General features: G+C 60.8%; 26 protein-coding genes and 2 pseudogenes. 12 read left to right on the top strand and 16 right to left on the bottom strand.

What is annotated here, in order from left to right; translation table 11 throughout:
• Positions 1-59: 59 nt before the first annotated feature.
• The 4 genes from MTX36_RS27265 to MTX36_RS27250 are packed head-to-tail and all read right to left on the bottom strand — an operon-like array spanning position 60 to position 5,630.
• Entirely contained in the window at positions 60-1,814 is a 1,755-nt protein-coding gene (locus MTX36_RS27265) for an Hsp70 family protein (RefSeq protein ID WP_243622791.1), read from the bottom strand.
• Positions 1,811-3,256 carry a GTPase gene (locus MTX36_RS27260; RefSeq protein WP_243622790.1) on the bottom strand — a complete coding sequence of 482 codons (1,446 nt, stop codon included), beginning with the start codon at positions 3,254-3,256 and terminating at the stop codon, positions 1,811-1,813. Before MTX36_RS27260 ends, MTX36_RS27265 begins: the two co-directional genes overlap by 4 nt.
• Positions 3,253-3,765 (bottom strand): hypothetical protein, encoded by a 513-nt coding sequence (locus MTX36_RS27255; RefSeq protein WP_243622789.1) that lies wholly within the window; start codon positions 3,763-3,765, stop codon positions 3,253-3,255. The genes MTX36_RS27260 and MTX36_RS27255 overlap by 4 nt, the downstream gene beginning before the upstream one ends.
• Positions 3,762-5,630, bottom strand: coding sequence for a dynamin family protein (locus tag MTX36_RS27250; protein ID WP_243622788.1), 1,869 nt, complete (start codon positions 5,628-5,630; stop codon positions 3,762-3,764). The genes MTX36_RS27255 and MTX36_RS27250 overlap by 4 nt, the downstream gene beginning before the upstream one ends.
• 463 nt (positions 5,631-6,093) lie before the next feature.
• Between MTX36_RS27250 and MTX36_RS27245 the strand changes: the two genes are divergently transcribed.
• Positions 6,094-6,282, top strand: coding sequence for a hypothetical protein (locus tag MTX36_RS27245; protein ID WP_243622807.1), 189 nt, complete (start codon positions 6,094-6,096; stop codon positions 6,280-6,282).
• A 232-nt stretch (positions 6,283-6,514) separates the two neighbouring features.
• Positions 6,515-7,744 carry a hypothetical protein gene (locus MTX36_RS27240; RefSeq protein ID WP_243622787.1) on the top strand — a complete coding sequence of 410 codons (1,230 nt, stop codon included), beginning with the start codon at positions 6,515-6,517 and terminating at the stop codon, positions 7,742-7,744.
• A 482-nt stretch (positions 7,745-8,226) separates the two neighbouring features.
• Here MTX36_RS27240 and MTX36_RS27235 read toward each other — a convergent pair whose 3' ends face one another.
• The gene (locus tag MTX36_RS27235; protein WP_243622786.1) at positions 8,227-8,481 is read right to left on the bottom strand and encodes a hypothetical protein; all 255 of its coding nucleotides are present in this window, start codon (positions 8,479-8,481) and stop codon (positions 8,227-8,229) included.
• A gap of 220 nt (positions 8,482-8,701) precedes the next feature.
• Between MTX36_RS27235 and MTX36_RS27230 the strand changes: the two genes are divergently transcribed.
• The 4 genes from MTX36_RS27230 (at position 8,702) to MTX36_RS27215 (ending at position 11,354) form a co-directional block, all read left to right on the top strand.
• Positions 8,702-9,154 carry a hypothetical protein gene (locus MTX36_RS27230; protein WP_243622785.1) on the top strand — a complete coding sequence of 151 codons (453 nt, stop codon included), beginning with the start codon at positions 8,702-8,704 and terminating at the stop codon, positions 9,152-9,154.
• Between the two features lie 55 nt (positions 9,155-9,209).
• A complete protein-coding gene (locus tag MTX36_RS27225; RefSeq protein ID WP_243622784.1) occupies positions 9,210-9,692 on the top strand; it encodes a hypothetical protein in 483 nt (160 codons plus the stop codon).
• A gap of 10 nt (positions 9,693-9,702) precedes the next feature.
• The gene (locus tag MTX36_RS27220) at positions 9,703-10,845 is read left to right on the top strand and encodes a transposase (protein WP_243622783.1); all 1,143 of its coding nucleotides are present in this window, start codon (positions 9,703-9,705) and stop codon (positions 10,843-10,845) included.
• Positions 10,846-11,201: 356 nt separating this feature from the next.
• Positions 11,202-11,354 (top strand): hypothetical protein, encoded by a 153-nt coding sequence (locus MTX36_RS27215; RefSeq protein ID WP_243622782.1) that lies wholly within the window; start codon positions 11,202-11,204, stop codon positions 11,352-11,354.
• A 164-nt stretch (positions 11,355-11,518) separates the two neighbouring features.
• Here MTX36_RS27215 and MTX36_RS27210 read toward each other — a convergent pair whose 3' ends face one another.
• From MTX36_RS27210 to MTX36_RS27195, 4 genes are all read right to left on the bottom strand, one after another.
• A complete protein-coding gene (locus tag MTX36_RS27210; protein ID WP_243622781.1) occupies positions 11,519-12,043 on the bottom strand; it encodes an RNA polymerase sigma factor in 525 nt (174 codons plus the stop codon).
• A 141-nt stretch (positions 12,044-12,184) separates the two neighbouring features.
• A complete protein-coding gene (locus MTX36_RS27205; protein WP_243622780.1) occupies positions 12,185-12,538 on the bottom strand; it encodes a hypothetical protein in 354 nt (117 codons plus the stop codon).
• Positions 12,539-12,574: 36 nt separating this feature from the next.
• Positions 12,575-13,540, bottom strand: a complete 966-nt coding sequence (locus MTX36_RS27200; RefSeq protein ID WP_243622779.1) for a C39 family peptidase — start codon at positions 13,538-13,540, stop codon at positions 12,575-12,577.
• 88 nt (positions 13,541-13,628) lie between these two features.
• A complete protein-coding gene (locus MTX36_RS27195; RefSeq protein ID WP_243622778.1) occupies positions 13,629-14,321 on the bottom strand; it encodes a hypothetical protein in 693 nt (230 codons plus the stop codon).
• Positions 14,322-14,789: 468 nt separating this feature from the next.
• Here MTX36_RS27195 and MTX36_RS27190 point away from each other — a divergent pair, with 468 nt between their 5' ends.
• The 4 genes from MTX36_RS27190 (at position 14,790) to MTX36_RS27175 (ending at position 17,057) form a co-directional block, all read left to right on the top strand.
• Positions 14,790-15,206, top strand: a complete 417-nt coding sequence (locus MTX36_RS27190) for a CD225/dispanin family protein (protein WP_243622777.1) — start codon at positions 14,790-14,792, stop codon at positions 15,204-15,206.
• A gap of 131 nt (positions 15,207-15,337) precedes the next feature.
• Positions 15,338-15,496: a hypothetical protein gene (locus MTX36_RS27185; protein WP_243622776.1), complete on the top strand. Its 159-nt coding sequence runs from the start codon at positions 15,338-15,340 to the stop codon at positions 15,494-15,496.
• 381 nt (positions 15,497-15,877) lie between these two features.
• Complete coding sequence (locus tag MTX36_RS27180; RefSeq protein WP_243622775.1) at positions 15,878-16,150, top strand: hypothetical protein; 273 nt, start codon at positions 15,878-15,880, stop codon at positions 16,148-16,150.
• A 673-nt stretch (positions 16,151-16,823) separates the two neighbouring features.
• A complete protein-coding gene (locus MTX36_RS27175) occupies positions 16,824-17,057 on the top strand; it encodes a hypothetical protein (RefSeq protein WP_243622774.1) in 234 nt (77 codons plus the stop codon).
• A 418-nt stretch (positions 17,058-17,475) separates the two neighbouring features.
• Here MTX36_RS27175 and MTX36_RS27170 read toward each other — a convergent pair whose 3' ends face one another.
• The gene (locus MTX36_RS27170) at positions 17,476-18,078 is read right to left on the bottom strand and encodes a DUF2510 domain-containing protein (RefSeq protein WP_243622773.1); all 603 of its coding nucleotides are present in this window, start codon (positions 18,076-18,078) and stop codon (positions 17,476-17,478) included.
• Between the two features lie 25 nt (positions 18,079-18,103).
• Positions 18,104-18,796 carry a DUF732 domain-containing protein gene (locus tag MTX36_RS27165; protein ID WP_243622772.1) on the bottom strand — a complete coding sequence of 231 codons (693 nt, stop codon included), beginning with the start codon at positions 18,794-18,796 and terminating at the stop codon, positions 18,104-18,106.
• A gap of 633 nt (positions 18,797-19,429) precedes the next feature.
• Here MTX36_RS27165 and MTX36_RS30360 point away from each other — a divergent pair.
• The gene (locus MTX36_RS30360) at positions 19,430-19,963 is read left to right on the top strand and encodes a DUF2510 domain-containing protein (protein ID WP_243622771.1); all 534 of its coding nucleotides are present in this window, start codon (positions 19,430-19,432) and stop codon (positions 19,961-19,963) included.
• Positions 19,964-20,070: 107 nt separating this feature from the next.
• On the opposite strand, the gene MTX36_RS27155 is transcribed toward MTX36_RS30360, so the two are convergent.
• Both MTX36_RS27155 and MTX36_RS27150 read right to left on the bottom strand, forming a co-directional pair.
• Entirely contained in the window at positions 20,071-20,499 is a 429-nt protein-coding gene (locus MTX36_RS27155) for a hypothetical protein (RefSeq protein WP_243622770.1), read from the bottom strand.
• Between the two features lie 585 nt (positions 20,500-21,084).
• Positions 21,085-21,285: a hypothetical protein gene (locus tag MTX36_RS27150; RefSeq protein WP_243622769.1), complete on the bottom strand. Its 201-nt coding sequence runs from the start codon at positions 21,283-21,285 to the stop codon at positions 21,085-21,087.
• A 305-nt stretch (positions 21,286-21,590) separates the two neighbouring features.
• Here MTX36_RS27150 and MTX36_RS27145 point away from each other — a divergent pair, with 305 nt between their 5' ends.
• Positions 21,591-22,451 (top strand): hypothetical protein, encoded by an 861-nt coding sequence (locus MTX36_RS27145; RefSeq protein ID WP_243622768.1) that lies wholly within the window; start codon positions 21,591-21,593, stop codon positions 22,449-22,451.
• Between the two features lie 1,409 nt (positions 22,452-23,860).
• On the opposite strand, the pseudogene MTX36_RS27140 reads toward MTX36_RS27145, so the two are convergent.
• From MTX36_RS27140 to MTX36_RS30645, 3 genes and pseudogenes are all read right to left on the bottom strand, one after another.
• Positions 23,861-24,067, bottom strand: a pseudogene (locus MTX36_RS27140) (hypothetical protein); the annotation flags it as partial.
• A 340-nt stretch (positions 24,068-24,407) separates the two neighbouring features.
• A complete protein-coding gene (locus tag MTX36_RS27135) occupies positions 24,408-24,701 on the bottom strand; it encodes a hypothetical protein (RefSeq protein WP_243622767.1) in 294 nt (97 codons plus the stop codon).
• Between the two features lie 408 nt (positions 24,702-25,109).
• Positions 25,110-25,199, bottom strand: a pseudogene (locus tag MTX36_RS30645) (DUF2510 domain-containing protein); the annotation flags it as partial.
• Between the last annotated feature and the right edge of the window lie 301 nt (positions 25,200-25,500).

Raw genomic sequence — 25,500 nt, 5'->3', positions numbered from 1 at the left:
TGGTGGCAGGCGGCGCCGGCCGAACAGTGTTGTGTAGTGGGGCTATTGGTCGGTGGGGGTTATTGGTCGGTGACGGCGCAGAACATCCAGGTGCCGTGTTCGCGGACGAATTCCATCAGCACGACGCCGTCGCTGTCCGCTGAGGTGTCGCCGTCGCGGGTGTTCATGCGGACGCGGACGGATCCGGTGTCGCCGATCACGGTCGTGGAGACAAAGTCTTTGAGCGTGAAGGTCAGGTTTTGCGACGGGGGAGCTTCGCCCGGTGTCGTCGTGACACCGATGTAGCCGGTGCATTTCATGGCGTCGATCTTGCTGCGGTTGTGGGAGTTGAGGGCAGCGAAGTATTCGGTGGTGCGGTCCTGGACGGCTTGAATGTCTTGTGCTGTACCGGGTGTGGTGTTCGCGGAGCGACCGGAAGTGCTGGACTGTGCAGCGTTGTCGGTGCTGGAGGATCCGGCGAACCATACTGCGCCGCCGACCACCGCCAGGACCACCACTGCTCCGGCGGCGATGAGCACACCACGGCGGCGCGGGCGCTGCGATGGCGGCGGTGTACCAGGCCGCGGGGGCGCGGTGATGACGGGAGTTGCGCCGGTGCGAGGCGACGCACCGAACAACACAGCCGGCGGCGAGATAGAGGTCGGAGAGCCGCCGGCGGCCGGCGGCGGGGCCACCGGCAGTGGCGCAGCAGGCCGTGCGGCGGCAATCAACGCGCCCTGCACGACAACAGTTTTCGGATCATCGAGCGTCGCGATCGGACCCAACGCAGCGATCCGCTGCGCCACCAACGGAATCCGCGACGAACCACCCGTCAGATACAGGGCCGTCAGATCCTGGGGTCCGCGCACACCGGCGTCGACGAGCGCGGCGTGCGTCAACACGGCGGCGCGCTCGATTTCCGGTGCGATGATCGACTCGAACTCGCCCCGGGTCAACGTCAGCGTTTCGCGGTGATCGCGGCGACTGTCCACCACGGAAATCGTCGCCGAATCCGTCGACGAGAGCAGCTCTTTCGCACGCCGGATGGAGTCGTCGAGGGTCCGCAGAATGTGCGGCGGCGCATCGGAACGCAGGAATGCCAGTAGTTCCGGGTTCTCGTCCGCGAGTTGGTGATCGACCCAGCGGCGGATCAGGGCATCGATATTCTTTCCGCCGAGGGCGTTGTCGCCGCGCGCGGAGATCACCTCGAAGGTGTCGATGCCGGTGGCGGTGAGGACGGCGACGTCCAAGGTTCCGCCGCCGAAGTCAAACACCGCGATCACCTCGCCGGGTTGAATGCGCTCGGTGCGGGTGTAGAAGTGCGCAGCCGCCCGCGGCTCCGACACCGTCGCCACGCCGTCACCGACGAATCCCAGTTGGGCGGCGGCGCCGTGGAGAACCTGAATTTCGCGGAGCGCCCACCCCTCCGGATGGGTCAGGACCAGCCTGACCGGCGGCAGGCCGCGGTGCACGGCGGTGGCCCGCTCGAGAACGAACCGCAACACCGCCGCCACCGGCACCCAGGTGGGGAGATCGTAGCCGTTGACGTGCACCATGCCTTGGCCGATGACACGTTTCGGGGACGAAATGAAGGCCGCCGGGTTCGTTTGCGCCCGATTCACGGCAACGTCACCGACGTCGATGCTGGCCGGAGACTCGACGAACACCGCCGAACCCATCAGGTTTCCCTCGTGGGTCAGGGGCAGTGTTTCCGGTGCTCCGGAGCGGATTCCGGTGTGGGCGGCAGCGGTGTTGGAGGTTCCGAAGTCGACCGCGAGAACCCACGCGGGAGATCCCGGCGGCGCACTGATCGGGGTGGGGTGGGGTTGGTTCATGGCTGCCTCCGCATGCTCGTGTACGTGCGGACAAGCTCCGCCAACGCGGCGTCTTCGGCGGCGGTAGCCGTCGACATCGCTCGCCGCTGAACCTGGGTCAACCGCTCACCGGCATGGCCGGCGATCTGCTCCGGCGTGCTGCCGGGGTGCACGCCGAGACGTTCGGCGTCGGTGCGCCCGGCCAGCATCCGGGTCAACTCCGCGACAACCGGTGCGTGCGGGTCGGCAAGCAACATTGCCCGCAGTGCCCGATACAGCAGTACCGGTTGCATCGCCGGATCGCTGCGCACCCAGTCGGTGATGGTGCGGATCTGCTGGCGGGCGGGGTGCGCGGCGGCGAGCGTGTCGAGTTCGGCGAGGATGCGGTCCGCGCGGTGCACCGCCGCGAAATCCTGCACCGCACTGTCGAGGAGGTATTTCACCTCCGCGATCCCGGAATGCTCGATCAGCCACCGGTTCAGAGCGTGCGCGCCGCGGCCGGCGACCGCCCGTCCGCCGAGGACACCGTATTCGCCGAGCAGATCGAGCAACCGGTCCCGCATGACGGGGCCGAGGTGCTGTGGGTTCTCTGATTCGAGGAGGTCCATCAATTCCAGGGTGTCCATCGATGCGACGGTGTGCAGGGCAATGGCGTCGGCTTCGGTGACCTGCCCGGTATAGGTGCTCTCGGCCAGCAACCCCGCCACCGGCACCACCGTCGAGACGGTCGACGCGAGAGCCTGCGCCAACTTCTGGGCGTGCGCGTGGGCGTGTTCGATCGGATTACGCCCACCGAGAGCGCCTTCCCCGAAACTGTCCGCCCGCGAGAGCACCCCGAGCGTGTTCAGCGGGGTGAAGCCGAGTTGACGTAGGAAATCCATCTCGTCGGCGCGGGGGGCACTGTCGAAAAGAAACACCGCGCCGTCCGCATCGACGGACGCGGAGCGGGTTTGCGCGAATCCGTCGATCAACGCAGCGCGGGTGCGGTGTTCGTTCTCCACGGTCAGAGTCGCCAACCCTGGGGTGTCGACGAGGGTGAGGTTCTCGAGGGAGAGGGACGGCAGGTGCCGGTGAACGTACGCGATGTCCGCTGCCTCCGCGCCGAGACTCACGGTGCGTCCGGCTTCGAGCGGGACCGGGCGGCGGGTGCCGTCGAGGCCGACCAACTCCGCCCGCGAGGGTGCCCCGGCCTGGTAGACGGTGACGACGTTCGTCGCTTCCAACGCTGCGGTTTCGGCGACCGGAGCCCCGATCAGGGCGTTGACCAGCGTTGATTTACCGGCTTTGAGACGTCCGACGATCACCACCCTTGGCGGTGACCACAGGATCGCGCGGATCCGGTGGGCGTGATCGGCGAGGTCGCCGCCCAGTTGGTTGACGGAATACAGGCCGCGGTCGAGGGCGATGCGGACGGCTTGTTGGCGGTCGAACTGCGCCGGATGCGGCGGGTACGGAGCGCTCATGTGGGCATCGGGTCGTTCGAGGCGATGTACACGGCGATCTCGGGGAACCGGATGATCCCCGCCGGGCTGGTCCAGCCGGGCCGGATCAGGGCGGCGATGGTGCCGACCTGATCGGGTGTCTGCGCGGCGACGCCGGTGACAGCTTTCTGGTGGGCGGAATCGAAGACGGTGCCGGGGGCGGCGTCGAGAATCTGGACACCGACCTGGGCGAGGTCTTCGCGGATTCGCTCACGGGCAGAGATACCGCCGTCGAGGTCGTGTAGTCCGATCATCGCGATGATCAGTCGCCGATCCGGCTCCACCGGCATCAACGGGGCGGGGACCGCTGCCGGGACCGCCCCGGCGCCGGTAGGTACGACGGTGGTAGGTCCGTGATGGGCAGGTGGGTAACCGGCAGAGATACCACCAGGTGCCGCTGCCGGTGTTCGGGCGGCGCGCAGCATCCAGCCGGCCGCCATGCCGCCGGCGCAGGCCAGCACGATCAACGCGAACGCGAACGGTGCATTCATGAAACGGTCACCTTCTCGGCTACGGATTCGGGGGTCGGCGCAGGCGGAGGCGTGGTCAGTCGTGCGATGAGGTTCTCGATCTCCGACGACTTCGCGGTCACCACCCGCAAATTGGTGTTGAGCTTTTTGAGCGTGCTGTCCCGCGTCGCCGCATCGAGACGCTGGGCATCCTGCGCCTGCGCAATCTGCGATTGCACCTGCGCGATAGACGATTTGAGGTGCTCGCGGTAGCGGATCACGATCTCCGGCCGGGAGAGAGCCAAACCCAGATCAAGCATCCGGGCGGTACTCACCTTCGCAGTCGCGACTGTCTCCCGCAGCCACGTCAGCAAGTTCGTCTTTCCCGCCCGCATCGCCTTGTAGCCGAGGTTCACCCCGATCCACACCACACCGGCGATTGCGCCGACCCCGATCAGCGCGCCGAGCATCGACGTGCCGATCATGCCCATCGTCAACACACTCGGATCGAGCAAGCCTTGCTTCTTACTGACCACCTGCCCGGTGGTGAGCGGGTCCGACTGCATGGACGCGACGATCTCCGATTCGATACTGCGCCACACGGTTTCGGACTCGGACCCGAAGAGCGGGGTCACGATACCGCGGAGGCGGTCGAGGAACAGTTGCACCGCCGACGTCATCGCCGCGAGGAGATCGGATTCGATCTCACTGGTGAACACCTGCGGATTCTTCCGCAGCACTTCCATCCCGGAGGCGTTGATCTTGGTGGTCCATTTTTCTTTCACCACGTCGAGTTGTTCCTCGAGGTGCATGACTGCCGCTTGACGAGCAAGAGTCAGGTCCCGGCCCAGATGCTGATCCCACTGCGCCGACTGCTCGGTCAGTGCAGTGAGCTGATCCCGCTGCGCCTCCAGTTCCGGGAGCGCGGCATCACCGTCCTTGGTGCGGGTGATGTGCGCGGTGACCTTGCCGTGCACCAACCGCAAACCTTCGCGGGCTGTCCGCAGCCCGTCGACCTGGGCGCGGTGATCGGAGTCCAGCGCACTGCCGATCAGGGTCCGCAGTGCGGTGATCCCCGACGAGGCTTCCGCCGCGCTACGCCGTACGGGATCAGTGATCTCGACGGCGGCGAGCGCACGGACACTCGAGACGCCCACGACGGGGATGGTGCGCCGCAGATGGGTGCGGAGCAGTCGCTGATTCTCTTCGACGATCAGTTTCCAGCGGCGCAGGTGCTTGTCCGTTTTGGTCACGACCACGATCACGGCTTCGACTGTGGCGGTGCAGTCTCGGATGAAGTTCATTTCCGGGGCGGTCAGTGGGGAGCTGGCATCGCAGACGACGACGAGGACACCGGCCTGCTCAGCGGACTGCGCGGACAGTTTCGCGGCCGCCGCATCGAGCCCTCCGGATCCGGGAGTGTCGACGAGGATCAGGTTCGCCAGGTGCGGGGAACGTACGGGGACGATCGCGCGGGTCGGCAACACCTCGACCGCCGGGTCGGTGACGTGGCGGCCGGCGGCGCTGACCCAGTCCGCGACTTCGGCGACCGGGATGCGCCGCACTGCGCCGGGAAACACCAGGTCCGCCGATCCCCACGGATGCTCCGCGCTGTCCGCCACCACGGACATGGTGGCGGAGGTGGTGGGATCGACATCGACGGGGGAGAGACCGCGAATTCCGGCGAGGGCGTTGACGAGGGAACTTTTTCCGCGATTGAGTTCGCCGACCACGACCACCGTCCGCTGCACTTGCCCGGCAGTTGCTTTCTCGGCCGCCAGATCGGCTGTCGCGTTGAAACCGTAGGTGCGCAAAATTTTCGTCGCGCCGGCCAACGTCGTTTCGACCGGCGTGAGCGGGTTGTCGGTGCTCTCGTGCGCTGGTGCGGCGGCAGCGTCGTTTCCCACCTGTATGTCCCCCTGTTTGCTTCTCCCTATCCGGTAACTCGTCATGTGCCGAGTTGCCGCCCACCCCTGGGATCGTGAGCCGCAGACGACTCGCGGATGAAACCTTATCGGAGGTGGCAGCGCAGTGTTCTGCGGATATGTACGTTAGATGCGGCGAGAGGGCGGAAAGTTCCCGCGCAACAAAAATTGGTTGCACGAAGATTGCGGATGTAGCGGACATATCGGGTGCGGCGGGCAGGAATTGCCGTGCCGTCGCCAGGCTGCCGCAGCAACATGCGGTGGAAAACTTCTCTCGCAGTATGCAATCGCCACCGCAGATTCCTGGTAACCGAATACAGCTGAACTTCGGAGACGACAGTAGTTGAGCGCACCGCCTATATCTGTGCGGGTTGGGGGATTTGGGTGCAATCCCAGTTCTGGACCAAGGATCTCTCGGTATTGCCGCCGCGGCATACTGCACCGTGTGACCGAACGTATCGATGAAGAACTGGCAATGCTCGCCGACGTCCGCCGGTTCCTACGCTCGAAGGAAGGCGCCGACTTCACGATCCCGACAACTGCACTCGACCAGGTACTCGACGAACGCGGCGCATCAGCATCCCGCCAGCTTGACGAGCAAATGCTGACGCTGGTGGAGCAACCTGTCCGATAAACGGGCTCGACCGACAGAGACGCAAGCATGTTGCAGATCACGGCATTAGTGGCGTTCACCGACGGAACTCTCACCTATCAGTCCCGAAAAAAAGTTTGAGCCCAGCGGGAACTAATCGCCATCTCGGCGCATCTAATCTCTGACGCTCCTCGACAGATTTCACTCCGGTACGACACGTACCGCGGCCGGAACACCGTCAGGGGATATGGAAGCACCGAGAGAGGGACATACGATGCGCGCGACAACATTTGCGCCGATAGCAGCGGCGGTAGCAGCGATCTTGCTGGTGACCGGATGCTCGAGTACCAGCGATGGTCAACCCAACGCGGAAGGTGAAAGCGGCGGCAGTGCAACGGTCGCAGCGCAGGACGCCGCACCCGGGGAGATGGATCCGGGGACGTTCCGCACCACCCCGCAGCCCGCTTTCGGGAAAGTGACCAGCGTCAACAGTGGCCGCTACGTCGAAGGTCAGCGGATGGCCGAGTTCGTCGTCCTCCCCAGTGAACTTGATCCGCTGTTGGTCGGGTCGGTACCGATGTCGACGTATGTGATCAAATCCGGCAAGGCGCTTTCGATTCTGCTGACCGGCAAGTCGCCGGACATCGCCGAACGCGAAGGGATGCTCACCGGCTTCTCCACCTCCCGCAAATACGAGGACAAAGTCGCCGACAAATCCATCGTGCATGCGGTCCTGCGGTTTCCGGATGCCGCATCCGCGAAACGCGCCGCAGTCGACATGTCCGCCGACGACGCACTGCCCGGCGAATACTCGGATGGCGGTGTGCCCACACCGATCGACATCCTGCCCGACACGCTGACCACCACCCGCGAAGCCTCGGACGGTTCGTTCAGCTCCAACTCGTTCACCCCGCACGGGCAATACATCATCTACACCTGGGCGTCCGCACCGATCGCCGAGAAAGCGTGGACCGCGCAGGTCACCGCGAAAGCTCTCGCACAGCAGGCCCCGATGATCGACAAGTTCCCCGCCACACCCGCCGACAAATTCGCAGAGTTGCCGATGGACATCGACAACGTCCTTGTCCTGACTGTCCCGGAGGAAGACGGCAACAAGACCACCAGCTCCAGTGCGGTGTACGGGCCCCGCGGCGCGGCGCATTTCTCGTCCAATCCGACTCTGACCATCGAGTTCATGAGCGAATCGAAGACCACGTTGAACGCGGTTGCCGGCACCGGTGTGTACCGGTCCGAAACGGAGCAGGGAGCTTCGACACTGTTCGACCTGTTCAGCAGCGACATCACCAATCAAGGCTTCACGAAGTCCGCGAACCCGCCCGGCATCCCCAACACGGCGTGTTTCACCAAGGACACCCCGCGCGGAACCTACAACTACTGCATCGTCCACCAGGGACGTTACCTCGGCGAGATCAGCGTCCTCGACGACGAGAAGAAGGTCCACCAGATGACGACAGCGCAGTATCAGATTCTCGCGACACAGTGAAATAAGTTTCACAGCAACGAATTCCGGCGCACACCCGAGTGGGTGTGCGCCGGACTGCGTTTCAGGGTGGCGGAGGCGTCATCTCGCAGAGGGTTGAGATTGCGAGGCGTACTCCGCCACCAGCAGCGATAACTGCTTGGGGGATGGTTGTTATCGCTGGACACTTTTAAAGGATGCCGAGAACAATGTACCTGCCCACCCCGACACCGATCCTGGCGGGCGGGTAGAGATATTCGGTAAAAGGACTTATCGCACTTGATGTTTCGTGAGATCCTGACGATGCGAGAATTCGAAGGCTCCCGAGTTGCCCACGAGCGCCGGTAGCTTTTCGTGTGGACGAGAGCAGATCTTTGCGAAAGTCGACTGTCAACAACGTCACGCTTGGGGTATGAGCGGGGTGAGGGACACAGCAATCTGCTCCGCCCCTTATCGAGGGTCGTCAGATGGTCCCTTCGGCGGCTGCAGCGCCCACCGGGCTGCCGCTACGGTTCGTTGACCGCGGGCCACCCGAGGTCGGGCTTCGGGAGGTCGGGATCGAAGTAGTTGCGGGCATACTCCTCGATCGCCAGACGTGCGAGCTTGTTGCTGTCGAGGTTCAACTGTTCGCCCATGCGGAAGAACAATGTGAGGACGGGGTGCGGAAGTCGCAACGTGAGTTCGAGCTCCATGACCTCGTCAGGCGTGCCCTTCGGTGGGCCTGTCATCTCCGGGGAAGGGGCGTCGGGGAGTTCGGTCATCGGGGTCATCCTGTTCTCGGCAACACGTGCGCGTCTGGTTGAGAGTATTCGAGCAGCTGCGGCCAGGTGGGACATTGGCGACGGATCAGGTGGCCGAGGTGGTGGGTTGGGGCTTGTCGGTCGGCGGCCAGAGGCGATCCGGGTGTCGCCGCGATCGGCAAGGCCCCGAACAAAGAGGCAACCTGATACAATTTCGTATAACAGCAGCTGAGAGGGGAATATGATGACCGTCGACTACGGAATCGAACGTGACCTCCGCGCCATCCCAGCGGAGAAGGAACTGCTGCACTTCAAACTCCTGCGAGCAGTAGGCAAAGCGACCGACGACAACGTCCCGCAACGCACCATCGCCCAGATGCTCGGTGTCCAGCAACCCGAGGTCAGCCGGATCCTGAAGAAGTTGCGCCTGAACCCCTCTGCCCGCGAGCGCAGTCCCCGTGAAGTGATGCTCGAACACGCTGCCGGCCACATCAGCCACGAGCAGATGATGCGCGAACTCCTCCACTGGGACTACACCTTCGGTCACATCGCACAGGATGACCCGATCGGGGAATCGTACGTACGAGGAACGTGGGATCAGATCGAACGCGCCGGGGACCTCCTCACCGATGACGACCGTCATGCACTGTTCGAGGGCACCGCCGATCAGCGTGCGCAGGCGAATGCACTCTGAACAATTAGAGGCGGTTGCAGCTCAGCTCGAAACACTCTGTGGCACGAATCAGCCGTTGGACAAGAACGGAGCCCGATCCTCCGCACACGCACGGGATGCGGAATCGCGTAGCCGAACCCGCAGGACCATCGTCGAGATGTACCTGGCCGAGCAAACCGAAATCGCCGTGGGCGGGCAATTCCTGGCGCTGGCAACGGCCGGCCCACCCGCGGCCGGGAAAAGCTCCAGCATCGAACGCCGCGAACTCGCCGGCCGAGGATGGAGAGTCCTCGACGCCGACCGAGTCAAGGATTATCTACTGCGCGACGCGCTCGAGCAGGGTTTCTACGACGACCTCCTCGAGATTGAACTCGCAGACGGACACCACCTGATGCCCCGTGAGCTCGCGACACTCGTACACACGGAGTCGATGATCATCATCGATGCCATTACCGAACGCTGCGTGAACATCGGCGAAAACGTAGTGATCAATGATCCTTCGGCGCAAACCCGGTCCTTCAGGGCCGGGATAGCCGAACCTGTCGGTGGCTGCCGTTAGTGTCTCGGGTATGGCTACGGGGGTGGTGAAGCGGGCCTACAAGTACCGTTTCTATCCGAGCGACGGGCAAGCTGAGCAGCTTGCCCGTACGTTCGGATGCACTCGTTACGTCTACAACCGTGCACTGGCTGAGCGATCCCGCGCCTGGCAGCAGGAGCAGCAGCGGGTTTCGTATGCGGATACGTCGAAGATGCTCACCGGCTGGAAACGTGAGCCGGACACGACGTGGTTGGCGGAGCCGTCGAAAGGGCCACTGCAGGAAGCATTACGGCAGCTGCAAGGCGCATTCGACAAATTTTGGCGGAAACAGACCCGGTATCCGACGTTCAAGAAAAAGGGTGTCTCGAAGGATTCGGCAACGTATTTTGCGAACTGCTTCACCTACCGGGGCGGTGTCGTTCGGTTGGCGAAGCAGTCGGAGCCGTTGAACATCCGATGGTCGAGACCATTGCCCGACGGTGCCGTTCCATCTCAGGTGACGGTGTCCCGCAATTCGCGTGGCCAGTACCATCTTTCGATTCTCGTCGAGGAGACGATCACGGAGTTCACTCCGGCGGATCGAGTGGTGGGGGTCGATGCCGGGATCACGAGCCTGTTCACACTCTCGACGGGGGAGAAGATCGACAACCCGCGTCATGAGGCGAAGGATCGCGTCCGATTGGCGAAAGCCCACCGGGCGCTGGCGAAGAAACAGAAAGGATCCGCAAACCGGGCGAAGGCCCGGTTGAAGGTAGCGAAAATCTATGGGCGCGTTGCCGATCGGCGGCGCGATCATCTGCACAAACTCTCCACTCGGCTGGTGCGCGAAAACCAAGTGATCGCCGTCGAGACGTTGAGTGTGCGGAACATGCTGAAGAATCGCAGTTTGTCGCGGGCGATTTCGGATGCGGCGTGGTCGGAGTTCCGGTCGATGCTCGAATACAAGGCGGGCTGGTACGGGCGGCGGGTGGTGGCGATCGACCGGTTTTATCCGTCGTCGAAGACCTGCTCGGTATGCGGTGTTGTGGTGGAGTCGTTGCCGTTGGATGTGCGGGTGTGGACGTGTCGGTGCGGTGCCGTTCACGATCGGGATGTGAATGCTGCGATCAATATTTTGGCCGTCGGACTGGCGGTGTCAGCCTGTGGAGATGGTGTGAGTCCTCTTCTCGTGTAAGCGAGGCGAGGCAACTGTCTGTGAAACAGGAACCCTGGGATGTGAGTTTCAGGGGCGACTACGGGGTGTGAGTCTCGTGGGGAATCTTGGTCGTTGAACGGCCGAGAGGAAGTCAAGGAAGGGACTTTCAGCTGGCCAGGTCTGGGCCGGCGCCTGCTGTCCGAACTCGTCGAAGCTGACTACCAAAAGTTGACGATCCTCGATGTCGAAGCGCCACAAGATATTACGCGGGCACGCGCCCTCAACCGGTGGTGGCGGGGCCGTGAAACAGCGCTGCGTGGCGGCGATCCTCTCGGTGGCCGCTTCACGCCCGCGTTCGTCATCGACGCCCTCTACACCGGAGGCAGCAGTTTACGGTGTGCGCCCACAACGCCCGCGCGACCTTTGACGATCCGCTCGCCGCCGAGATTCCCACGGTGGAGTTGTTCGTCGAAAGCTTCGACGGCGCAGACGAGACGTGGGTGAAGGAGAACGGAAAAGTGGTCTACCCGCACAGCGTTTCTCTGTGACGGAAGGCAAGAGACAGCTTCGGAGCGGGTAGTCTCAACGACCAACTCCCCTGATCGCAACCCGGTACCGAGCGGGCCACCGCCCTGAAGTGAAAACACCGCCAGGGACGGTAGACGAACCTACCGCCGCGGCGAACACAGTGCCAAAGCTCGGCGACCTGGGGTCATTCGACGGGCGCGAGGGCGGCGGCGAGCTGTCGGCGGGCCCGGTTGAGGCGACTTCGCACCGTTTGAACGTTGATCCCCTGATGTTCGGCGATCTCCTCGTAGGAAAAATCAGCAAATTCGCGAAGCACGATCGCGACCCGAAAATCTTCCGAAAGCCTGGCCAGAGCGGTCCGGACTGCATCGACGTCGACGACGCGCTCCGCCGTCAACGGCGCCAGATCATGAAGTTCGACATGCTCGTCCGGCGTTGTCGGGATTGGGGTGCGGCGGCGGATCGCGGCGAGTGCCGCGTTCGCGGCGATGCGTTGCAACCACGTACCGAACCTCGCGTCGCCGCGGAAGCGGTGCAAGTTCTGCCAGGCCGCGGTCAGTGCGTCCTGGAGAGCATCTTCCGCATCGTGCTGATTCCAGGTGATCTGCAGGCACACCGCCCACGCGTGATTGCGGTGCCGGCGGACGAGTTCGCCGAACGCTGCGGCGTCGCCTTCTCGGCACAGTGCCAGTAGTTCGGTGTCGTCCATCGGTATCCCCCCGGTTGGTTCGCGGTCAGAGTATCGGCCGCCGCTCAGTGCGTGGTCGGGTGCCCGCCGCCGCGTCCGTTCTGCGAAGATTCGCCGGTGGGAGCGTTATCCGGTTCGTCCCGAAAACCCTCGAGGCGGGCTTTAGAAGCCGCCGCCATCGCCGAGGTCGATGTCGTCGATGTCCTCCACCGCGTCGTCGGAACTGTCGATGTCGCCGAAGTCCCGGAAGTCCACATCAGACCCGTCACCATCAGCGGAATCGGCACCGTCGTCCCCATCGAGCAACGCCGAACCATCCCCGCCGAACTCGGTGTAAACGGGATCGTCGTCCATCTGCGGAACCAGCGCGTCGTCGACCGGCGCACTCTCGGGGTCCAGCGCGCGCGCAAGAGCCGCCGACCACACGTCCTCGGGTGGTTCGGGCAGCAGCGACTCCTTCGAGATCCCCAGTTCCTCGAACAGGCTGCGCTCGTCACCGGACATTGTCGGTCTCACTTTCATCGATCATGCGTGGCGGGGTTCGGTGGTGGGTCAGCTGTGGGTCAGCGTAATGATCGCCCACGGCCGCGGAGTCAACGCCGCCAGCGTCGGATCGACCGTAGTGCTGTCCGCGAGGTCGACATCGGGGGCGTCGGCGACGAGCATCTCGTGCCCCGAATCGGCCCACGCATCCTCGAACACCGAGATCGGGACCTCGGATTGGTTTCCGTCCGGATGCCCGGGGTCGGACAGGATGACGACACCACGCTCGGTGTCGATCCCGACGACGACGACAGCATGATCGGCAGTGTTGTCTTCGGTGGTTTCCTCTCCGGGATACCAGATTTCACCGGAATCGACCATCGCGATCACCCCGTACCCGTCGGAAAGTTTCTCTTCCAGACCACTCATCGAGCCGGGCTCGAGATGACACGGGACACCCTGGTCTTCCATCAGGATTTCCATGTTCGCAGACGTCATTCCCTGCGACGGATCACCGTTCGCGAACAAACCCAGTTCGAGGGCGCGGTCGACGAGTTGCTGCGGGTCACTGATGTCGAGACCGGTGTACTCGGAGACGACCTGCGCGACGGACGACGGCCCGCAGTAACCGTCGACTTCCTGGTAAAACCAGTCGCCCGTCCATGCGGTGGGGGTGCCGTACGTTCCGTCCTCCGGCACCGGCGTGCCCTCGGTATCGGGTGCGGGGGATTCGGCGGGAGCCGGGGGGGTTTCGTCGTTCGGTGGGAGCGGCGCCGGAGCCGCCGGTTCCGGCAGTGGCTGCACCTGAGGGTCGAGGTCGGGGACCGTCATCGACGGCATGACCGGCATCGTCACCGGGTCCGGAGCAGGGGTGTCGTCGAACATGGTCGGCATCGCCGGCATGCAGGTCACCGCACTGTCCCCGAGCGGGTTCTGGTCGAGGTCGCCGAGCAGATCGGTGCCGTCATCGGGGTAGTTGTCACCACCGGTGTAGTTGTCGGTGTCGGTGAGGTCGGTACCGAAAGACTCGTACATAGCTTTCCCAATCAGATAACGGCACCGAAGTGCGGAAGACGACGAAAGATGTTGCAGAGCAACGTAAAGCGAACTGCGATCTGTCGGTTCAGAGATCGGTCATGTCGGGTGCGGTCGGCTCCGGGACGTACGTTTCGGAGGTATCGGGGTAGTCGGTGACAGGTTCCCAGGCGCCGGTCTGGGTGGGGTCGGTGATGAACTGGTCGGCGTAGCCGTCACCGTTGGTGTCGATTCCGCCGGCGTCGAGGATTCCGTCGCTGTTGGTGTCGACCAGGACGGTGTCGACGCGCCCGTCTCCGTCGAAGTCGAAGTTTGCTTGGTCGGCGGTGCCGTCGAGGTTGAGGTCGATGATGTTGCCGTCGATGCGGCCGTCGTTGTCGACGTCGAGGAGGGTGACATCGGCATAGCCGTCACCGTTGCTGTCGATGTCGACGATGTCGAACTGCCCGTTACCGGCGGAGGAGATCTCCACGACGTCCGCGATGCCGTCGCCGTCGGTGTCGTGCTTGATCTGGTCGACGTCGCCGTCACCGTCGAGATCGATTTCGAGGGTGTCGATGATGCCGTCGCCGTCGATGTCGCGGGCGGAGCTGTACCCGCCGGAATCTGAACCGGACACAGGTGCCGATTCCGGGGGGGTCGAAGCCGGCGACGTGGCCGGGGCCGGGGCTGGAGCTGTCCAGGGGGAGGCTGAGGGAGCGTCGGTGCTGCCGCTGAACTGGGCATCGTCGGGGTTGCCGGTGACCTGAGCAGTGGAGGAGGTGTCGGTTGGAGTAGCCATGATGGGAGCCCTTTCGCTGTGGTGACGCAGCGAGGTGTTCGCTGGTGTCAGTAGTTAGATGCGGCGGGAATGCAAAAAGTTCCCGACCAATATTTTTTCTCGGACACGGCCCTCACGTAGATGTGGGCGGAGTCCGCTGCCGGCCCTTCACGCAGAGGGTGAAGTTGCAGCCCACACAGTCCGAGGCTGCGACCAGAGTGGGTCTGGGTGCAGCATTGACGGCCCGATCATGCGGGTGAGCTTTTATGGCGATCTCCACCGCTTCCTCGCTGGGCAGTTAAGGATCTCGACCACTACTCACATAGAAAAGCGTTGTCGGCGAACATAATTGCGCGACCGGCAAGCGCCCTGGTCTGACCGTGTTCGGCGCACTGCCCGCAAAGAAGTTGTCTGTTCTCGGGAACTTTTCATGCTCGGCCCGCATCTAATCTCTGACGGATTCACAACAAGCAGCTAAGGACATTGACGATGTATTCCACGTACGAACCCACTCACGAGAGCGCTGTTGTATCGGCGGACTTCACCGGACAACCTGACCTGCCGCGACCGAATGTCGGCTGGGCGGTTGCAGCGGTGGTCTTCTTCTGGCCGTTGGCGTTTTCGGCATTCACTCACGCGCTGAGCGTGTATCCGTTGTGGGCGAGCGGCGACCACGCCGGTGCCCAACGTGCAGCGGATCGCACCAAGAAGCTCGGTGTCATCTCGTTGGTGGTCTGGTTCGTGATGACTGTCGCGGTGTTCGGCGCGTACGTCGTGCTCATGTCATGGATCCTGTCGAATCCGTCGAATTCTAGGCGCACTTTTGCTTCTTTTCCGCTCTGGCTGCATCCCCGCATTCGGTTGTCATTCTTTTTGGTGTACAACACCCTTCTCGGACGGTGCTGACCCACACCGCGGGACAGTAAATTCTGCGGGCGAAAGCGCACACTTAGCAGGGCTCGAATTTCAGAGAGAAAATCGTGACCGCAAAATCTATCCGTTCCGCCAGTCGGACTCGAGTTCCCCGATCCCGTTGGGTGGCAGTAGATATCATCGCCACCATTGCATTCGGGATATTGGCCGTCGGTGCAGCACTCGTGGGACTTTGGCTGAGTATGTTCTACCCGATGGTCACTGCCTCGTGTTACAAGGACTGCAGCACCACCGCGATCGGGGTGGCGATGATGCTGATGTGAATCGGGATTCCTGTTGTCCTAGTCGCAACGATCATCGGCATCTGGCGGTCAAAGCGAAATCACATGCCCACGTTTTTCTGGCCGCTATTAGGCATCGTGGCGATCGCGGTGATGTCGGTCATTTCTATGATGATCGTCGGTGTCGCGGCCGGATAGTGCAGCCACCGGATCCGCGTTGGGCTTCGCGGAGGCCTGAATCGCTCCCGTTTGCCTGATCTCAAATGAAGTCCTGTTGTCGACGGCGGTGGCATCCGTGCACTTCATCCGATTCCGTTGAGAAGATCGCCACCGCAGTCGGGCTTCTTGATACGCGCGAGTCCAGGGTCGGCAGGTGATCGCGGCGGACCCGATATCACAGTACGAGCGGAAGGAAATATTGAAGTGCCTGAACAGTTTTCGCAATACGATGGCTTCGACCCGGACGTGCGGGATCAGGCGGGACGATCGGATGTCCCTGTGCAAGGGCTACCAGGCGACTGTGTCGGCAGCGTGTCGACGGTGTGGTTGAAGCGAACTGGTCGAATCTGGTCGGTTATCTGGTTGCCGGGGGCTCGCAGACGCAGTCGTTCCGAGTGGGCACTGCCTATCCTCGGCGGCGCAGTGATCGGTGCCGGCATCGGCTATCTGATGACGTGGGCTCTCGTGCTTACCTGACTGGGAGTCGACGACCCATCCGGCGGACCTGCCACCGAACTGATCGTGAGGTCTGTGGAGTACGGAACGAAGATCGGTGTGTTCGCCGGTCTGATTGTCGGAGAGATCATGTGGCGCTATCGACTCGGTGTGCTCCCGATAATTCGGAGGCGACGAGAACCTTCGAATCATGCGGGATACACTGCGGGAACAGCCGATACACTGGTTGATTGCGCTCGGAACGATCGCAACGCGTCGTAACGGTCGATCGTTGGTGTCACTCGATAAGTGTTTCGGTACTTCGAAATGGTTGGCCGTCGGGTCCCGCCCTGAACGAGTACCTACGACTACGCAAAACGAAGCCCGAATGCCGACCGGTTCGTCGCGACGCTGAGCGTGCCGCACTCACAACGACACACCGGGACACCCTGCTCATGACCCAATCATGCACAGCCTGAGGTGTGACAACGAATCCTGTTGGACCGGGCCCTCGGCTCCCTCGGCGCGATCTTCGGGTCCTGACCTCGACGTCCTCACCGGACCAGGCACCTACCATCGCGGCCGCGCACTGACGCGACGGTGCCGCGACAGCGTTGTTGCCTTCCCCAGGTCGGTGGTACCGATGTATCGGGACTGTGTGCGAGACTGCAGTGTTAGGTAGAGGGGCGACGAAAATCGGCGGGGAGTGCAAATTATGTGGTTCGTTTGGATCGCAGCTGTGGCCCTGATCATCGGCGCCAGCACTGTGAGGCGGCGGCACATATCGATCGCGAAGCTGCTGTGGGTACTCGCGGCCGCGGCATTGATCATCCTCGCAGTCAACGGATTTCGAGATCGCAACGCAGTAGATGCCCTTGTTGCGATCTTCATGGTCGCGATCATCGGCGCACTTTTATGGCTTACACCGAACAAAATCGAGCGAACTTGACAGACGGATCGTCTCACCGTGGGCCGCCGACAAGGGCCCCTAGACACCACCGCAGTGTTCAGTCCGCGTTGCGTCCTTTCGCTGATGCCGTTGGTGATGAAGACGATTCCAGCACCGATGGAGATGGCCGACCTGGCGACCTTGATGTGCAAGTTCGCTGAGGCACATTAGTTTCAGTTGGTGAGGGCTATGTCGAGTTTCTGGAGCAGTTAGGGATCCGATCGGTCAGGCGTGTGCCAGGTGGATGGGATGGTTCGGGCGCCGCGAATCGAGAGGGAATCGTCCCGACAACATAGTCGACCGAGTTGAAAGTGGACCGATCAATGCGGTCGAGTCGCGTGTGGCGTAGGCATTTTGGCGTTCATGCGCATTTACTCCAAAAAGATTGCCACCGGTAATCTTTGGTGGTTGGCGACGTTCATGGTGTCGATGGCGGTCCGGCGTTCGGATTGGGATTGGGAAGTGTGGCTTCGGTCCAACGCGTTCCGTCGAACCACCTCAGACGTGTGCGGTCGACCTGGTCCGGGTACCACCCTGCTGAAGGCGCGCCCATTGCTCCCGTCGCGATGGTCTGTGGTGTTCCCTCGGAACGCTCGGCAACAAGAGTCGATGTGGGATGGTCGTGGTTGCTATCAGGGTCCTGCGACCGCGGTCCGGTTCCCGAGGCGGGTCTTCGTGTGAAAGCGAAGGTTGCTGCCGCGACGCCACCGATGATCGGGACCCACGCGATCCAACGACGCAAGGTCAGTGCATCGGTGCACTCGCTGGACGGATTCCAGGAATCCGATGACACAGAACGGGATTCGTAGCCGAGTATCTTCCCCCAACTGCTGGAACTATGATCGATCAAGTAACTCTCAGTCGGTCCGCGGTCGCGGATCAGCGCATTCCCGCAGCCGACTTTGGACCCTGCGTGGGAGACGCTCACCGGGATCAGTAGCGCGAGTACGCCAAAGAGGATTGCGATTGCAGCAGCGACGGCAGCCACCTTGAATGCGGTCGAGGGCAGTGTCTTGTTCATGTGGTTCCTCCTTCGGCGGGTCGGTCTAGCGGATGTACTTGAACCACTGCGGGCAGCCGTATTGGGTCAGATAGGTGACCGCCAAACCGGATCGTTCGAAGTCGACCGGACGAAAGTTCAACGACTGCCCGAGGACCGAATACTCGAATCCGCGTGCGCTGCCCATCTTTTCCCAGTCGGCACACACTTCGGTTGCGCGGTCCTGCAGCCACTGGGGACTTTCGTACGGGAGTCCTTCCTGGTCGAACTGCTTGATCATCCGGTTCAGGGTGTCCTCGGGTGTCATGGTGGCGGTGGTGGCCCGGGGAGTTGGTACGGTCGACTGGACTTTGGTGGGGGCGTATTCCGGGCAGTACGAGTTCACAGCAGCGGTGATGATCGTCAGGTTGTGGGCGGCGCTGTACACACCGGCACGGTCGGATTGTTGCTTCAAGATGGTCTTCGCATCGGCAATACTCTGGCCACTAGTGACTGCTCGTTCGATCAGTTCACACATGCCTGTTCCCACTTTGACGGCCACTTCGTCGCTGTCGAAAGGAACTTCAGCGTTATTGACTTCGCGGAGATAGCTCTGGTCTGGTGATTCGGGAATTGCGGTTGACGAAGAACTGCATCCTGCGATGAGTCCGATCCCGCAGAGTCCGGCGACCAGGATGGCAATGCGCTTATGGTCGGGTTTTCGAAGCAGTTGTCCCGGAACGGAGTTGTTTGCGCACATGTTTGGAAGCATCGCTAACCGGTAACGGCTTGTTACCTCGTGTCCATCGATCAGATGACAGTGGCGTGCGCTGTCGCCGTGACCGGGTTACGGGAGGATGTTTGTTAGTCCGGTGATGTAGTTGATCATTCGATGCACGATTAGTGGGGTCTGCATCGAGTTTGTTCTCGCTGACGGCTTCAGGTTTCCTCGGATGTGCGGCGCGGACCTCACGGGGATGAAGTCCATCCGTGAACCTCCCGCCCACACCATTGAAGGAAAGTGTGCCGTCGAATCGTCGCAGCCATGAGGAGTGCGTCGAGGGCGACCCGGTCGACCGACATGTGCACCAGTGATCAACACACCTGTGTAGCAGGCGGATTGGCCAGAGTGCTTTTCCTGGATTTCGTGGTCTCGCGTAGTCAGAGGGAACGGGCGTCAGTTTTCGGTCTCAGCCGGGACTGGGGGCATGCCGCTGACTGCATTTGGCTGTGAGTAGATGGGTACTCGATTGCCTCGTGCAACGAAAGTGTCGTACAGACCGATACGTCTGAAAATAGGCTGTCGTATTGACGCGACGGTGCGAGCTACGAGGAGCAACAGTTGTCGCTGTCAGACCGGATCCGAAGCGTTGCACCAACGAAGTTTATTTGGGTGGGGATCGCGTTGTTTATCGTGGGCCTCGGTGTCCTCGCGTTCCCCGCGACGATCGAAGGGTACGGTTTCTCGACCGTCAACTGCGGCGCTCCGTTCTCCCGGGACAACGCTGAGGCCAACGACGACGACGAACTCTTCGACAGCTACAACAAGGCTCTGGGGCGAAGTACCAGTCGACCGTTCGCAGACAGCGCCTACACGAAATGCACGAATGCGCTTTCGCTACGTCACGGAATTGGATGGCCTCTGATGCTCATCGGCGCAGGAGGATCGGTCTACGGTTTCCTTGCGTGGAACAGGACCCGTCCGCGGCGGATTGCCGCACCACACACGGCTACGGCAAATGAGCATATGCAGTACCAACCCCTGACTGCTCCGCAGCACCAACCACAGTCCCGTGCTCGGCCCGTCTCATCGGTTGGAGCAGGTTGGTATCCCGATCAGGTGGATCCGACCAGAGTTCGCTGGTTCGATGGAGAGGAGTGGACGGAAGCGACCTTGGCGAGAACAGACGGCTCTCCGAATATCTGAGGGGGCCGGAGAGTGATGTGAGTGGTCGAGATGTACATGGGTTGATTCAGTGCCGGCTCGAACTGCTCAGCTGTGCAAGGGAGTTCACTGCGCGATCAGCCGATCTATCAGCAGTATCCGATGTCATCGATCGATTTGTATACACCCAGCGCATCTTGACGTGGGAACTTGCTGGCCGATCCCATGGCATTCTTGATCGCCTGTTCCTTGCTGAGTCCGCGCGAGAGGTCGCTGCACATCATCGTTGCTAATCTCTTGGCGGTTGATTCGCCGCCGTAGTCGAATGCCTTCGGGGCGTTCACGTTGAGTGCGTTGTACAGTGCGACGTCGCGAACAGGGTAGTTCCATTGCGAAGAACTACCCGGCCAATCAAGGATGAACGCCTTGTACTGCGGTGGTTCCTCTTTTTGTGCGAAGTATGTGAGCGAGCCGATCATGGCGATAGTGGCAAGGAAGCCCAATGCGAGTGCTGCGCCGCCGCGGGAACCGGTAGCCCACCATTTTTCCTTGGGTGCATCGTTGTTGTCGGCAGTCATCGTGATTCTCCTCAGTGCGTCGACTACGTATCGGGTATGGGACGCACGCCGTTACCGTCACGAAGTTCGATGCGCGCGTTCGAGATTTCCTTTTCAGTGCGGATAGCCAGAACTTGTGGTCGTCACGATGCGCCGGCCAGGGACGGACGGGTTCTGAGCGGCACTGGCTTGGCAGGGGTGCGCCCGCGGAGGCAAGAAGGTTAGGGGACTTGTCCGAAAGTTCCTGCCTGAGTGGGGAAGCGATTATGCGGGGTCCGACGGGGCCGCCAGGGGTGAGGCGGATATAGAATCTGAGCGGATTCGTCTGGATGGCTCGGGTACGGAATGATGGCGGTATTCGGGCGGTTTGTGCGAGCGATGTGATTGGGCACGATTCTCGGACAAGGCCGACTTCGTGGGCAAGAGTTCCGTGGCAGTGCATTTTGATTGCGTTGATCGAACGGGCGGAAAACTTTGGGGCATAACCATACTGAGAGATGCGGTGTGCAACATATGGCGGAACCTGGATCAGCGGCAAGTGTCTCGACATCCTTGATGCCGGTGGTCGACGAGTATGCGCCTACCGTCGAACTGTTTGAGACTTGGCTACGAAGCCACTTCCCGAATATGGCTGACGCTGTTGTGCACCATGTTCTCGGTGAGCATGAACGGATGCAGGAGGACAGTGCGGTCGCTGGCATCGGACCTCAACACTGACGAGCGGAACTGCAAGGTGGGCAATTGGGGCGCACCGGCGGTGGTTCGGCGATGTGCTCTCCCTCTCGACTGCGCGAGTGGGGTCGCCATATTAACTCGACACCTAGGGCAGCACGGGTTTCGCGCCCGAGGAACGGTTCGGATGGCTCGTGGTCACTGTCCGAACGCAGAAAGTTTTGTCAGCGCAAGTGCGCCGAAATTTTCGTGATGACTGTGCTCATGTCAGGTGTTCTGAGTTGGCCTGGATCGCGGTGCCGATTGTCCTTCCCCCCAACGGGGCGTCCTTCTTCGGATAGCGTTGTAACGCTTTGACGACTCCCAGTGATATTCAGTACAGAATAACGCCGAGATTATTGCGCCCCACCCGATAAGTGACGAACAGGAATTGTGTTGAAATGAGCGATATTTCGTCACCAACCATGAACCGCGGTGAAGGGGAAGACTACCGACAGTATTTTTACTGCCGGCCAGGTGAATCTCTACTGGGAGTTGCTCACATTATCGGGGGTCGTGACAAGATCGGAATGATTCTGGGTGTAACAACTATGCGAATTCTCGTTCGCAGTTCAACGCCGTCCGAGGGTCGTGTCAACAATCAACAATTCAATATTTCGGACTTGGCTGGAGTTGACGTAGCGGACGGCGAGTATGTCAATATTACGGCCAAAAATACGCCGACCGTCAGATTTCGATTGATGCGTAATGCTGATGCTAAATTTATTGGGCAAAAGATTTCTGAAGTCGCACCGTTGACTGTTCATGGACCGAGGTCGCGGGACCCGGAACGCCATCCGACAGGTGACAAGGTGCTGCTGAAAAAGGATCCAGGTACCGGTAGTTCGTACACGCCATCGCCTAAATCCAAAGTTTTGGTCGAGAAAAATTCTACGTTCAAGGAAAATTTTCCGAAAGAACCGCAAACTCCGTCCGGTTCCAAAATGCCTGCAGAAAAGATCAATAAATCTACGAGTCCGCGAGTCAAAATTACGGCGGAACAGGTTATCGGCGCCTTTACCTATTTAGTGATCGCTGCACTTATCTTCGGGGCCTGCTATCTTGTGTACATCGTGGGTGGCGCAATCTTTGATTCATTTTCTAGTTCGGGGGGATCGGATCGATGCTCTGAACTGCAGAGTTGGTATAGCGAAAATGCTTACGACTCGAACAAGACGATTGCCCGCGACTACTACCAAGAGTGTGGAAAAATTCCTCCCCCGGTTCGAAATGGTGAATTGCAGATGTCGGACATCGAATAGTTTCTTAGTGAGTTCGCCGCATGCGTTCCGCGCCTAACATTGGGTCATCCTGGCATTTCCGGAGTTCGATGCGCCAGATCGAGTGCGATCAATGGACGCGGTGCTGCCTCAGGTTGTTCGTTTCTCGCTCGCCGCGCGCAGAACTGCCGGCAAAACAGCCTCGGCGGATTTTGGCTTCCATGCGAAAACTGAGACCACAATGAATCGTTTCCTGGGTTCAAAAATTCAAAGTTTGGGTGACAGAGAGTCATCCTCCGGCAGAGCGTTCGAACTCACCCACGAATTCTCCGACTTCGTCCAGATCGAGGCCCGAAGTGGCGACGATCCGTCTTGTCGACACGAATGTGCTGTCTACCACAGTCATTGAATCGACGAGGGGCTATCGGGCTGCTCACCAACTGCGGTAACTCTCGACCATGCCCCCAATTTGCACCCTTCTCACCGTAGTGGAGCAGAGGGGAATCTAGCTATGCGATTGAGACACGATGCGAGTCTCAGTTACTCGACGTGGGGCAGTTGCTGTGGCCCTGGGTCGCCAAGTTCAACTGCCTTCGGCAGCATCAAAGTTGATGCGATGTCCGATTTTCGTGACATCATGCGCTGATGAAAATGAACGTGGCAGTCGCCGCATTGAGTGCCGGAATTTTGCTACTAGCGGGATGCGCGACGAATCAATCGGAATCAGACGCATCATCCGCGGCGGGTTCGGATACGACAACATCGGCAGTGTCGAGTGCGGCAAAGATATCAGCGCTGACCAAAGTTGACGTTGAGAAGTACGAGGCTGAAGCGAGTGAAAAGTTCAATTCTTGTATCGATACCATTGGCATCAATGGGTATGGGATGCTACAGAGCGCTTGGAGAGGTCGTCGACATTCTCAGTGAGTTCGACTCACGACTGCCCGTCTCTTTCAATGAAACTCGAGCAGGTGTTTCGGAGGCAGTGGACGAAATCGACGAGTGGCGTGACGTCTGCATGATGTCTGCGCCAAGTTCGCCTGAGCGGATCGGATGTATCTCGAAGCAGTTAAATATATACACCGTCAAGGTGCCGTTCGGGTATTGGTACACAGACGGTAAATGAGGGGCATCGTATCTTTAGCGATGGAGTGTTAATCGGACGTATGATTCGTGCATCGATTCGGTGTTTATCAGGGTCGACGTTCATGTCGATCTCCGTGGAACTCTAAATTAGATGCGCATATGTCAGCATATGCGGAACGATGGGGTTGGCGACTGCGCCGAGTTTCATGCACCTCGGACAATGCCGTACCCCCAAAGGTAGGTACGGAACCATGAGAGCCCTTTCGTCGTGCGGCCCGCTCACCTACTGGAGTGCGCTTCTGGTGTTGATCGGGCTGTTCGAGAGGTGAACCTTCGAACGGCGCGGACATCATGATGCCCGCGTTGTCTTCGTCGATCTCCTGCTGCTCCGCATACGAGAACGCCAAGGCGTCACGTAGTTTAGGGCCGAGTTTGAGTTCCTCGTCATTGAAGTTCGCGCCGAACCAACCGTTACGCCAATCGTCGAGGAAAATCTGGTCGATCAGCACGTTGCGCGGATCTGTGTCGTTGCCGGACACGGAGAGCATCTGCCCTTGTGTGTCGGTGACGATGAGCCGCCCCGACGGCCCGAAGCGCTCGTGCCATTCTCTGGCGAGTGGCTACGATCTGTCGGTGGCTAGCTATCCGGCCGAGATCGTCGACTACCTCCGTGGCCACGGCCGGCACAAAGTGCAACGAGGTTACGAACTCGACAGAGTTTGTGACCTCGTTTTTGGGTTGGCCCGACGATGCCCGTCACCTCGTGGCGGATCAGTCAGATTTACTCAGCTGTCGTAAGTCAATTGGTGCTTACTGATCACCCGTTCGAGAGGGGCTGGGATTCCAGCAGTCGCGGCACCGTCGAGAACACAACTCTGGAAACACTCGAAGCGAAGCACGCAACTTCCATCGCTAGAAAAATATCTGCCAGTAGTAGTGACCTTTTCCATCCTCGATGCACCCTGCCGGTACTCTGCCAAATTTACCGCGTTCCTCCGGTCCTGAACATGGTTGGCCTTGATAAACTTCTTTGATGGTGTAGTCCTGCGTCGGCGTATTCACGGTTGATGTCTTGGGCGGCACCGGAGGGATGCTCGGTTCCGAGAGATGGTTGGTGGGATCCGCTGGCGGTTGAACCAGCGTGTACTGCTGCTGGTTGCGCGGCGTCCAGGTCGAACCGCACAGTGCATTTCCTTCAGTACCCATCGTGTCTCTCCAGTCTGCATCGCTGCACGAATACTCGAGCGACCTTTGCGTTGTCGGCACAGCCTTAGTCGTCGGAGCAGTCTGGATCGTCGGCACGTAAATCTCGCTTGTGGTCTCCGCGACCTCAGGTGCAGGAGTTACCGAGGAAGCCACGGTAGCGGTAGTAGCTACGGCCGGCATTTGTGACGTTGGCGATGCGGCCGAGTCGGTGGTCGCTGATACCCCTACCGCCGAATCAGGTTTCGGGTCGGCATCGATCACTGCCTCAGCGAGAACGAAACCGAGTACAAAAGCGACGAGAACACCTGCGCCGATCACCCACTGCCATGGCCGGCTCCTAGTCCCCGTGTTGGTCGGATCACCGAAATCGACAGCGCCCACTATCCGCGTATCGTCACTCTCGTGAGGCCTGGTCTCCGATGTCCACTGCTGACCATCCCAAAATCGTTCGATGGTTGAGTCGTAGGGATCTTGGTGCCAACCAGCAGCAGGATTCATAGTCGATCCGTTCTTGGTGAAGTTGTATGAAGGAACATCGTAAGGGCCAATATTTGAACTGTGAACCGTGCCGGGTTTCTTGGCTCTTCCGGATCCGGAGTGCGTGAACTCGGTTTCCGATGATCCGATGAGACACAAGATGTAGAGGGCCCTGGAATGTGAGGATGGAGGTTCTGAATCGCACCGGAGTTTCCGGAGACTTCATCCTTTGGGAAAGATGGAGTCATGTCGTCAGCAACGAACAAGAGGTACCCACCCGAGCTGCGTGAGCGGGCGGTTCGGATGGTCGCAGAAGTCCAAC

The organism is Rhodococcus sp. ARC_M6, from assembly GCF_022810305.1.
GTDB lineage: Bacteria > Actinomycetota > Actinomycetes > Mycobacteriales > Mycobacteriaceae > Rhodococcus_F.
This window is presented reverse-complemented; position numbering and strand designations above follow the sequence as displayed.

Bases quoted from the DNA above. Each gene is read 5' to 3' on its own strand.
- MTX36_RS27265 (WP_243622791.1), bottom strand. From the start codon at position 1,814: ATGAACCAACCCCACCCCACCCCGATCAGTGCGCCGCCGGGATCTCCC.
- MTX36_RS27260 (WP_243622790.1), bottom strand. From the start codon at position 3,256: ATGAGCGCTCCGTACCCGCCGCATCCGGCGCAGTTCGACCGCCAACAA.
- MTX36_RS27255 (WP_243622789.1), bottom strand. From the start codon at position 3,765: ATGAATGCACCGTTCGCGTTCGCGTTGATCGTGCTGGCCTGCGCCGGC.
- MTX36_RS27240 (WP_243622787.1), top strand. From the start codon at position 6,515: ATGCGCGCGACAACATTTGCGCCGATAGCAGCGGCGGTAGCAGCGATC.
- MTX36_RS27235 (WP_243622786.1), bottom strand. From the start codon at position 8,481: ATGACCGAACTCCCCGACGCCCCTTCCCCGGAGATGACAGGCCCACCG.
- MTX36_RS27230 (WP_243622785.1), top strand. From the start codon at position 8,702: ATGATGACCGTCGACTACGGAATCGAACGTGACCTCCGCGCCATCCCA.
- MTX36_RS27220 (WP_243622783.1), top strand. From the start codon at position 9,703: ATGGCTACGGGGGTGGTGAAGCGGGCCTACAAGTACCGTTTCTATCCG.
- MTX36_RS27210 (WP_243622781.1), bottom strand. From the start codon at position 12,043: ATGGACGACACCGAACTACTGGCACTGTGCCGAGAAGGCGACGCCGCA.
- MTX36_RS27200 (WP_243622779.1), bottom strand. From the start codon at position 13,540: ATGTACGAGTCTTTCGGTACCGACCTCACCGACACCGACAACTACACC.
- MTX36_RS27195 (WP_243622778.1), bottom strand. From the start codon at position 14,321: ATGGCTACTCCAACCGACACCTCCTCCACTGCTCAGGTCACCGGCAAC.
- MTX36_RS27190 (WP_243622777.1), top strand. From the start codon at position 14,790: ATGTATTCCACGTACGAACCCACTCACGAGAGCGCTGTTGTATCGGCG.
- MTX36_RS27175 (WP_243622774.1), top strand. From the start codon at position 16,824: ATGTGGTTCGTTTGGATCGCAGCTGTGGCCCTGATCATCGGCGCCAGC.
- MTX36_RS27170 (WP_243622773.1), bottom strand. From the start codon at position 18,078: ATGAACAAGACACTGCCCTCGACCGCATTCAAGGTGGCTGCCGTCGCT.
- MTX36_RS27165 (WP_243622772.1), bottom strand. From the start codon at position 18,796: ATGTGCGCAAACAACTCCGTTCCGGGACAACTGCTTCGAAAACCCGAC.
- MTX36_RS27155 (WP_243622770.1), bottom strand. From the start codon at position 20,499: ATGACTGCCGACAACAACGATGCACCCAAGGAAAAATGGTGGGCTACC.
- MTX36_RS27150 (WP_243622769.1), bottom strand. From the start codon at position 21,285: ATGGCGACCCCACTCGCGCAGTCGAGAGGGAGAGCACATCGCCGAACC.
- MTX36_RS27145 (WP_243622768.1), top strand. From the start codon at position 21,591: ATGAGCGATATTTCGTCACCAACCATGAACCGCGGTGAAGGGGAAGAC.
- MTX36_RS27135 (WP_243622767.1), bottom strand. From the start codon at position 24,701: ATGGGTACTGAAGGAAATGCACTGTGCGGTTCGACCTGGACGCCGCGC.